General features: G+C 57.3%; 8 protein-coding genes. 5 read left to right on the forward strand and 3 right to left on the reverse strand.

Annotated features, from left to right (window positions below; translation table 11 throughout):
- Positions 1-1,639, forward strand: a 1,639-nt coding sequence (locus VGM48_RS10845; protein ID WP_331578912.1) for an OB-fold nucleic acid binding domain-containing protein, incomplete at its 5' end; no start/stop codon positions are given.
- A 51-nt stretch (positions 1,640-1,690) separates the two neighbouring features.
- Complete coding sequence (locus VGM48_RS10850; protein ID WP_331578914.1) at positions 1,691-2,182, forward strand: N-acetyltransferase family protein; 492 nt, start codon at positions 1,691-1,693, stop codon at positions 2,180-2,182.
- Here the strand turns inward: VGM48_RS10850 and VGM48_RS10855 are convergent.
- Positions 2,179-2,388, reverse strand: coding sequence for a hypothetical protein (locus VGM48_RS10855; protein ID WP_331578916.1), 210 nt, complete (start codon positions 2,386-2,388; stop codon positions 2,179-2,181). The genes VGM48_RS10850 and VGM48_RS10855 overlap by 4 nt on opposite strands.
- Before the next feature lie 205 nt (positions 2,389-2,593).
- Here VGM48_RS10855 and VGM48_RS10860 point away from each other — a divergent pair, with 205 nt between their 5' ends.
- The gene (locus tag VGM48_RS10860; protein ID WP_331578918.1) at positions 2,594-3,100 is read left to right on the forward strand and encodes a hypothetical protein; all 507 of its coding nucleotides are present in this window, start codon (positions 2,594-2,596) and stop codon (positions 3,098-3,100) included.
- 463 nt (positions 3,101-3,563) lie between these two features.
- Here the strand turns inward: VGM48_RS10860 and VGM48_RS10865 are convergent, their stop codons facing one another.
- Positions 3,564-4,091: a hypothetical protein gene (locus VGM48_RS10865; RefSeq protein WP_331578920.1), complete on the reverse strand. Its 528-nt coding sequence runs from the start codon at positions 4,089-4,091 to the stop codon at positions 3,564-3,566.
- Between the two features lie 80 nt (positions 4,092-4,171).
- Here VGM48_RS10865 and VGM48_RS10870 point away from each other — a divergent pair, with 80 nt between their 5' ends.
- Together VGM48_RS10870 and VGM48_RS10875 are read left to right on the forward strand one after the other, a co-directional pair.
- Positions 4,172-5,209: a hypothetical protein gene (locus VGM48_RS10870; RefSeq protein WP_331578922.1), complete on the forward strand. Its 1,038-nt coding sequence runs from the start codon at positions 4,172-4,174 to the stop codon at positions 5,207-5,209.
- Between the two features lie 18 nt (positions 5,210-5,227).
- Positions 5,228-5,734, forward strand: a complete 507-nt coding sequence (locus VGM48_RS10875) for a cupin domain-containing protein (protein ID WP_331578924.1) — start codon at positions 5,228-5,230, stop codon at positions 5,732-5,734.
- A 220-nt stretch (positions 5,735-5,954) separates the two neighbouring features.
- Here the strand turns inward: VGM48_RS10875 and VGM48_RS10880 are convergent.
- A partial coding sequence (locus VGM48_RS10880) for an amidohydrolase family protein (protein WP_331578926.1) occupies positions 5,955-7,234 on the reverse strand: 1,280 nt, incomplete at its 5' end.

Genomic DNA, 7,234 nt, shown 5'->3' on the forward strand with positions numbered 1-7,234 from the left:
CAATATACCACAGGATGATGGGGCTGTTTATGACATGATCGGCCATGCCGATACCATCGGCGTTTTCCAGATTGAAAGCCGCGCACAGCAAAGCATGCTGCCCCGGCTCAGGCCAAAAAGTTTTTATGACCTGGTGATTGAAGTGGCCATCGTGAGGCCGGGTCCGATCCAGGGGGATATGGTGCATCCCTATCTGCGGCGACGTACGGGATTGGAGCCGGTGGAATTTCCCTCTGTTGAATTGAAAGAAATTTTGGGGAGAACGCTTGGCGTTCCGTTGTTTCAGGAGCAGGCGATGAAGATTGCGATCGTTGCGGCGGGTTTCACCCCGACGGAAGCCGACGAGCTGCGGCGGAGCATGGCCACCTTCAAGGCGCAGGGGCTGATCAGCCGGTTTCGGGAGAAGCTGGTGAACGGGATGGTCGGCAAGGGTTACACCGAAGAATATGCGAACCGCATCTTCAAACAGCTGGAAGGGTTTGGCAGCTATGGGTTCCCGGAGAGCCATGCGGTGAGCTTTGCGCTGCTGGCTTATATCTCGGCGTGGCTGAAGCGACGGCTCCATGACGTGTTCAGCTGTGCGTTGTTGAACAGTCAGCCGATGGGCTTCTATCATGCCGATCAAATTGTCACCGATGCGAAGCGACATGGGGTGACGGTGCGGGCGATAGACGTAAATATTTCTTTCTGGGATAATACGCTGGAGGAGAAGGTTGGGGAGTGTTGTGCGTTGCGGCTTGGGTTTCGGCAGATAAAAGGTTTGAGCGAGGAGGAGGTGGCGCCGCTGTTGCGGGCGAGAGAAGCGGGGCTTGCGGAGGGGACGGGAGAAGTGGGGCAGTTTGCTGCGGGGGAATCTGCTGCGGGGGCATCTGCTGCGGGGGAATCTGCGTGGATGGGGTTTGCTGCGGGGGCATCTGCGCGGATGAGGTTTGCTGCGGGGGAATCTGCGGGGATGAGGTTTGCGACGGTCAATGAGTTGCTGGATGCGGGTGTCTCCGTGGCGGCGCTGGAACTGCTGGCCAATGCGGATGCTTTTGGGTCGCTCGGGCTGGACCGGCGGCGGGCGTTGTGGGAGGTGTCGGCGTTGAAGGATCATCCGATCGGCGTATTTGCGGGGCAACCCTCGGAGAGTGTTTCGGAGGGAGAGATCGCGTTGCCTGTCATGCCGCTGCCGGAGCAGGTGACGGCGGACTATGCCGCGACGGCGCTTTCGCTGAAGGCGCACCCGGTGAGTTTTATCCGGCCGACCTTCGATCAGCTGGGTATCTGGCCGGTCTCGCGGCTGAGTTCGGGGAAAGACGGGGATGTGGTGAAGGTGGCGGGGCGGGTGCGGGTGCGGCAGCACCCGGGGACGGCGAAGGGAGTGTTGTTCATCACGATCGAGGATGAGACGGGGGATGCCAATCTTGTCGTGTTCCCGAATGTTTTCGAAGCGTACCGGAAGCCGATCCTGCAGGCGACGCTGCTGATGGTCTCGGGCAAATTGCAGATCGAAGGCGAGGTGATCCATGTGCTGGTGCAACATTGCCATAATCTATCGGCGCTGTTCCGGCGACTGGATGGGGAGGAGGAGGCGAAGACGGTGGTGGAGGAAGGACAGCAGGGGAAGCTTTTTGCGAATGCCAGGAATTTCCGGTAATGCGAGCGCTTTACCGCCCAATTTATTAATTTGCGGCGCGAATTCAACTCCATGACCATTCAAGACCTTTTACCCGAACACTGGCCGACCGTGAAGGCCATCTACGAGGCGGGGCTCGCAACGGGCAACGCCAGTTTTCAGACCCATGCCCCGGATTGGGACGACTGGAATGCGAGCCATCTGGCGCAGTGCCGGATGGTAGCGCTCGACGGGGACCGGGTGATCGGCTGGGTGGCGCTGTGTATGGTGTCCAGCCGTTGGGTGTATGCTGGGGTGGCGGAGGTGAGTATCTATATCGATGCCAAATACCGGGGGCAGTGTGTGGGAAAGGCGCTATTGCAGGCCTTGATCACGGAGAGCGAGGCGAAGGGGATCTGGACGCTGCAGGCGGGGATCTTTCCGGAGAATATCGCCAGTCTCCGGCTTCACGAGTGGGCGGGCTTCCGCCAGGTTGGGATCCGGGAGAAGATTGGGAAGATGGGGAACCGATGGAGGGATACGGTGCTGCTCGAACGGAGGAGTAAGAGTGTGGGGATGGATTAAAGCATGCGATGGGATAAGTCGTCGACGTGCCGGGCATATTCGGTTTCATTTATAAAACCGGCTTCGAGTCGGGCTTTGTGAAGCCCGAGTAATTTCAGGAGATTTTTATTAACCTCGCTTTTGGCGTCGGCCACCGCGTCCTCCAATAGCCTGCGGCAGGCGGCCTTCTCTTCCTTATTACTTTTATCATCCAACTTCTTACGCATGATCGAATTTCCGTTTTACAGATTTGTGAATGCGAATAAAAATGTTGGAAAAGCAAGGAGAAAAAAACAGCTAAATAAAGTGGTTCGGGGCGCGGTCTTCTTGAACCAAAGTTGTACTTTCGTTGTATGTAAATGGCTGGTTCTTAAGCGGCTGACTACCAAAGATAACAACTTTGACAACTCCACAAAATTTTTTTTCTTTCTTATGACCGAGGTAAAGGCTATTCCCAGTCGGCAGCTCCCGACGAGCGCTTTTCTGAGTTTCAAGGCGGACCTTGAAGTTCTCTTGGCGGCCTTTTCACAGCAAAAACTGGCCGATTGGATGAAAATGGACAAGGGAAATCTCAATAAGAAGGTCAATGGGGGTGTTTCTATAACCGAAAAATTCCTCGAACATTTTAACCAGGTGATGGAATATCCGATCCTGCGGCTACATCAGGGCGCCACTACCCGGGAGATAGAAGATGAAATGGAGCTCCGGACCAAAGAGGGAACGGCGGAAGTGGAGAAGTCCCGGTTGAGGCTTTTTGAGGGGGTGGTTAAGGACGTTCATGAGGAGATTATCGATATACAGGGGAAGATATTGGATGTGGAGGAGAAGGCTGAACGGGAGATCGGGGGGATCAAGGTTGTTTTACAGGAGCATGATATCGCGATAAGGGAGTTGAAGGATGCGGTTTTCAGGCTGGAGGGACAAAGGGAGGGGGAATAGGCGGGGTTTTCGGGGTGGAGGGGCAGCGGGGAGGAATAGCTGGGGTTTTCGGGATGCCGGGGTCGCGGGAGGAGGAGTTATGGCGGCGATTTTCGCCGCGGAGGGGTCGCGGGAGGAGCAGCCGGCGTAGGTTTGGCAAAAGAAATTAAAAAAATTTGAAGATTTTTTAATTTTGTTGCAGCAATCCGGGATAATGAGTTGTCTAATTTACAGGAACTATTTTTGACGAGTGAGGGGATGGGGGTTTCACTTCGATATAACTGGCTGATAATCTGATCGTTTACCTTTCCTTTTTTCAAGATCTAACCTTATCGATGGCTATTATCACGGAATTTGCCCGTTAATGACCCATCGTCCGACCCTTCTATATTGTATCCTACCTCCTGATTTAGAATATATATCTGCTTGATGTGCAGTAACCATGAACTACCTGCTAAGAGCCCTGGCGACCACCGGGGCTTTTTTATTTCTGGTCGGCGGCGGGAGGTGGGGTTTGCGGTTGGGCGGCGGACATTGGCTCGGATTGGCCGGCAGGCGGGTTTTCCGGCTGGGCGGCGGACAATGGCTCGGACTTGCCGGCAGGCGGGGTTTCCGGCTGGGCGGCGGAGGCGGATGGGGACTGGGTGCTGGGTGGGGTTTGAGACTGGGCGACTGAGGCAGGCGGAGTTTGGGGCTGCTGGTCGCGGGAGCGGCGGGCGAGGAGTTCCTGGTAGCGCTGTTCGTATTGGTCCCATTTGTGGCGTTGCCAGAAGATGGAGGTGAAGCCGACGATGAGCAGGAGGGCGACGAAGAGGACGCGGGGGTTGAAGTCGGGGCTGTTGGCTTCCATATTTGCTCGTTTATACCAGCCCGAGGTGAGGCTGAGGAGGATGGGCACGGCGAAGAGGAGGCCGAGGGGGACGCCCAGCAGGAACTGGCGGACGGTCTTTTTGCGGCGCAGGCGATTCTTCTCCCAATAATCAATAAACGCGGTCTCTTCTTTCGACAACATTGCTATTCCCCTTTATCCCACAAAGTTAGGTGTAAGTTGCAGAAGTTGATTATCTTTAACCCATCTCAAAATCCGATGGCTTGAAACTACCTCAACTCCTATCGCAGTATTTATATCAGACCCGTCAACTCGATCTTCCAGGGATCGGGAGTTTTACCCTTGATGCGGGAACCGTGATACCCCAGGAATCCGACCGGATCGGGCAGATGGCCGCCACCGGCATCCAATTCAAGAATGCCAATATTCCGACACCGGACGACGCGCTGGTCATCTATATCAAAGAACATACGGGCAAGATGAAGTCGTTGGCAGCCGCCGACCTGGACTTCTTTCTTACGACGGGACGGCAGCTGCTGAATATCGGCAAGCCTTTCTATCTCGAAGGGATCGGAACCCTGCTGAAAAATAAAGAGGGCCGGCTGGACTTCGCGCCGGGAGAATACCTGGTACCCCGACTCGATGACCTTCATCATCCTGACCGCAGGAATGCGGCGCCGGCCATGGGTTATGACGAGCCGCCCCGCGAAGAGTCGCGCAATAACAACAACAACAACGCCCGTCAGACGCTACTGCTGGTGGGGATCATTGCCGGGATCGCGATCATCGCGGTCGGCGGATACTACCTTTATAAGCGTAATAACTATACCGAATCGTCCACGGAGAACCGGGCCCGGGTAGTTCCCGAGACGGCTACGGCCAAGGATACGAGTACGCTGGCAGGCGCGGGTCCCAGCGATAGTACGACGGCGGGAAAGAAAGACACGGCGTTGGCGAATGCGGGGGCGAAGACGGCTAATCCCGCGGATGCGCCGGGGGCACGGCCGGCGGTTTCGACGGCGGCCCCGGCGGGGAACCCGACGGCGGCTCCAGCGGAGCCGGTGCCCACTGCGGGGCAGGTGCTTTACCGGTTTGTCATCCTGCGGACTGAGAACAAGGGTCATGCGCTTCGCCGGTACAATCAACTGCTTGGCTACCAGCTGAACATCCATATGGAGACAAAGGATTCCAGTTTCTTCAAGTTATATTTCCCGATACCCGCGACTATCCGGGACACGACGCATATCCGGGACTCGCTGGCCGATGTCTATGCAGCCAAGGTATCCATCGAACAACATTGATCTTCTTATCTTCTTAGCATGGTGCGCCCATCTGCTTCTTACTGGATCGACAAACTGGGGCTGACCCCGCATGTGGAAGGGGGCGCCTTCGGCGAAGTTTATCGCAGTGAGCTGATCATCCCGCGCAGCAGTCTGCCGCTTTTCTTCCAGGGCAACCGTTCTGCCTCGACCAGCATCTATTTTCTGCTTTCCAAGGGGGAGTTCTCGGCTTTTCACCGGATCGCCTCGGACGAGCTGTGGCATTTCTATTTTGGCGATCCGCTGCTGGTCTATGAGATTACGCATGGCGGCCAGATGGTCGTGCACCGGCTTGGGTCAAACCCCGAAAAGGGGGAATCGTTTCAGACGACGGTGAAGGCGGGAAGCTGGTTTGCCTCCGTTCCGGCGCCGGGTTCCGAGTATGCGCTGGTCGGCTGTACGGTGGCGCCGGGATTCGACTTTGAAGATTTTGAGCTGGCCCGGCGGGAGACGCTAGCGGCGCAGTATCCGGAGCATGCGGAGGTCATTCGACGGCTGACACGCTAGGGCAGCGCACAGCGCTGCCGTCCGAAGGACAGACCTAGGCCCCGTCAGATTGCGTAGCAATCGGAGCAGAAATCGGGGGTTGCAGAAGAAGGACGAAGAAGGGACCAAACCCGGACGAGGTTCCAGGATGCATAACAAGAGCGATGCAGTTGGCGCTAGGGCAGCGCACAGCGCTGCCGTCCGAAGGACAGACCCAGGCCCCGCCAGATTGCGTAGCAATCTAAGGAGCATCCGGACGATAGATGATGCCGTCCTTCATTACCCATACGACTTTACGGATCTGCGGCATGTTGGCCGAAGGATCGCCCTGGACGACGAGGAGATCGGCGAAGAGGCCGGGTTTTATGCGGCCGACATGATTGGCGATGTGAAAGACGTCGGCGTTGACGGAGGTTGCCGCGCGGAGGACGTCGAGGGGTTTCATCCCATATTCCACCATATCTTCCATCTCGCGGGCATTGGTGCCATGCGTATACACGCCGACATCGCCGCCCATACAGATGGTGACGCCGGAGGCGAGGGCCTGGCGGAAATTTTCCTTCTTGGCGACGATGGACCTGGGGTCGGGATCGACGCCTTTTTTCCATCCGCGATAACTGAGAATAGCTTCGCCCGCGGCCAGCGTGGGGCAGAGTGCGATGCCCTTTGCCTTCATGGCGGCGAAGAGTTCGGGGTTGCCGCCTTCGCCGTGTTCGATGGTGCTGACACCGGCTTCGATGGCGCGGCGCATGCCCTCGGTGGTGGAAGAATGGACGACGACCTCGCGGCCGCTGCTGGCGGCTACTTCGACGATCTTTTTGAGTTCGTCAACGGTGAAGGTAGGTTGGGCGGTGTTGTTGGCACCCCAGCGGTAATCGGCGTAGACCTTTATCAGATCGGCCCCCTTTCCTATCTGCGTCCGGGCTTCCTTCGTGACGCCTTCGAGGCCGTCTGCTTCGGCGGCGCCGTGTGGCGATTCATAATCATCGGCGAGTTCCTTCGGGCCATAGCTGCCGGTGGCGACGATGGCGCGGGTGGCGCAGAGCATACGGGGACCGGGAATGACTTGTTTGTCGATGGCCTGCTTGAGGCCGACATCATCGTACATCGCCCCTTCGGTACCGAGATCGCGCGTGCTGGTGAAGCCGGCCAACAGAGTTTTGCGGGCATGATCGACGGCGCGGGCGGTGCGTTCGGCGCGGGATTCTTTTAAGACCTGGTCATCCCAGGCGACCTCATTATATGGATGAAGAAAAAGATGGCTATGGCCTTCGATGAGCCCGGGTAACAGGGTTGCGCCTTTTAAATCGAGCGTGATGGCATCGGCGGGGGCTTTTATCGCGCTTGCGGGACCGACCAGTGCGATCACGCGACCATAGACGAGGACCTGCCAGCCTTCGTGCATTTGTTCGCCATCGAAGACCCGGTCGGGACGCAGGAGATAGGTATGCCGCGTGGTGTCGGCGGGGAATTGGGCGTGCGCGGTGGAGGCAAGGGAGAGACAGACCAGGGCAGCGAAGA

Origin of the sequence: Puia sp. (assembly GCF_036500295.1) — a bacterium.
GTDB lineage: Bacteria > Bacteroidota > Bacteroidia > Chitinophagales > Chitinophagaceae > Puia.

What these genes read in the sequence shown, in the direction of transcription:
- VGM48_RS10850 (WP_331578914.1), top strand. Translation starts at nt 1,691, where the DNA reads ATGACCATTCAAGACCTTTTACCCGAACACTGGCCGACCGTGAAGGCC.
- VGM48_RS10855 (WP_331578916.1), bottom strand. Translation starts at nt 2,388, where the DNA reads ATGCGTAAGAAGTTGGATGATAAAAGTAATAAGGAAGAGAAGGCCGCC.
- VGM48_RS10860 (WP_331578918.1), top strand. Translation starts at nt 2,594, where the DNA reads ATGACCGAGGTAAAGGCTATTCCCAGTCGGCAGCTCCCGACGAGCGCT.
- VGM48_RS10865 (WP_331578920.1), bottom strand. Translation starts at nt 4,091, where the DNA reads ATGTTGTCGAAAGAAGAGACCGCGTTTATTGATTATTGGGAGAAGAAT.
- VGM48_RS10875 (WP_331578924.1), top strand. Translation starts at nt 5,228, where the DNA reads ATGGTGCGCCCATCTGCTTCTTACTGGATCGACAAACTGGGGCTGACC.